1 protein-coding gene is annotated in these 1,949 nt (G+C 41.5%); it reads left to right on the top strand.

The genetic code is table 11. The features are described from left to right. Positions 1 to 338: 338 nt before the first annotated feature. Positions 339 to 1,730, top strand: coding sequence for an SLC45 family MFS transporter (locus JCM11969_RS16505; protein WP_054712975.1), 1,392 nt, complete (start codon positions 339 to 341; stop codon positions 1,728 to 1,730). The last annotated feature ends 219 nt before the right edge of the window (positions 1,731 to 1,949 follow it).

The raw sequence follows: 1,949 nt of genomic DNA, 5'->3' as shown, positions 1-1,949 counted from the left end.
CTTCTCAGGGCTAGGTCATTATTGTTCTATATTATTCTGTATTTACATAAGTTAGGATCACTCCGCAAAACAGAAATCTGCGCCTAAGTTTTACCTCACTCAAAAATTCCAAAACTGCTTAGTGATTGTTCTAGGCTACATAGATTAGGACCGCTCCAGTTTCTAACCGCTTTGCTCCGCTCACTCTTTTTACTAAAACACAAACGTTTGTGACATTTATGAAAAATGGTTGCGAACGTTTTCTTCAGGTGCTATTATCATCAATGTAAACGTTTTCGAGCAATGCATTTATTGGCCAAGTTGCTACGGAGATGTTCATCTTTAAAGGAGGAATTCTCATGAACGCAAAAGCAAAAGCTGGCAACGCAGACGTCAAAACTGAACCTAAAAGTTTTGCATCTCACCTGCCAAGTTTGAAAGCAAGCACCATTTTTGCAATGACCTTCGGATTTTTCGGAGTCAACATGGCATTTTCACTGCAGCAATCACAAATGGGGCGAATTTTTCAAACCATTGGTGCTAACCCTAATAACCTTGGATTTTTTTTCATCCTACCACCATTAGCTGGTATGTTTATTGAACCGTTAATTGGTAAATATTCAGATCGCACCTGGACCCGTTTTGGAAGACGAATGCCTTATTTATTTATTGGCGCTCCAGTCGCAGCAATTGTTTTGGTATTACTTCCTAACGCTGGGTCATTTGGATTCGGATATGGTTCAGCCGCCGCACTGTGGTTCGCCGCTATCGCTACCCTATTCATGGATCTATCGTCTAACGTCTGCATGCAGCCATTCAAGATGGTCATCGGTGACATGGTTAATGAAGACCAAAAGGATATGGCATGGTCGTGGCAGCAATCATTCTCTAACCTTGGTGGGATTTTAGCCAACTTGGTACCATTCTTCTTAACTTTCATTGGTCTTTCCAACGTTGCTCAAAAGGGTGAAGTGCCCATTACCGTTAAGTTGGCGTACTATCTCGCCGCAGCCGTTCTATTACTGACCTCGTTCTATACAATTGCCAAGGTTCACGAATACAACCCCGAAGAATATGCCTTGTATCACAACATTGACTTAACAAAACAAAAGAAACAACCAAGTCTTTGGACCCTTACGAAAAAAGCCCCTCGTGTATTCTGGGAAATCTCAGTTGTTCAATTCTTTACCTGGTTTGCCATTCTCTATTCTTGGACTTACGCAGCCGGTACTATTTCACTGAATGTTTGGCACACAACTAATGCTGCTTCGGCTGGCTATCAAGCTGCTGGTAATTGGTACGGTATTCTAACCGGCATCCAAGCCGTTGCTGCCGTATTATTTGGTCTCTTAGTTCAAGCACGAACTAAACCAGAACATCGAAAAGCATGGTACGTCTTTGGATTACTTGCCGGTGCCCTTGGCTTTGTCTTGATTTTCTTTATTCACAGCAAGTGGCTCCTTGTATTGCCATTCTGCTTGATCGGAATTAATTCCATCACAATAAGCACTCAACCATTCTCACTATTAACTGAGGCTTTGAACGGTGAAAATGAAGGGGCTTACCTGGGATTATTCAATGGTTCAATCTGCTTACCACAAATTGCCGCATCACTTTGTAGCTTCTTCATCTTCCCAATGGTTGGCCACTCAATGCCAGCAATGTTCTTAGTTGGCGGAGTTTCATTGGTACTCGCTGCATTCTCAGTTCGCTTTATCCATTCAAAATTGAGTGAACCCGTTAAACTATAATAATTAGGACAGCTACGCAAAGCAGAAGCCTGCACCTAGGTCATCTCAACCAAAAATCCAAACCCGGGACTTCCGGTCAAGATAACTTAGAATCTGTCCAAGATCTATGATTTTTGATATACTTCTATGTAAAAATCGAGTTTAAGCTATGAAAAATTATCCCAGCAATATTACTCGGCAACAATTTGAATTAATTCGACCAGCTTTAGAAAATTTTCA

It is taken from the genome of Secundilactobacillus paracollinoides DSM 15502 = JCM 11969 (assembly GCF_001311135.1).
In the GTDB taxonomy this organism is placed as follows: Bacteria; Bacillota; Bacilli; order Lactobacillales; family Lactobacillaceae; genus Secundilactobacillus; species Secundilactobacillus paracollinoides.
The sequence above is the reverse complement of the archived record's forward strand: the minus strand, read 5'-3'. Positions and strand labels throughout refer to the sequence as shown.

Coding starts and splice junctions, on each gene's coding strand:
- JCM11969_RS16505 (WP_054712975.1), top strand. CDS start 339: ATGAACGCAAAAGCAAAAGCTGGCAACGCAGACGTCAAAACTGAACCT.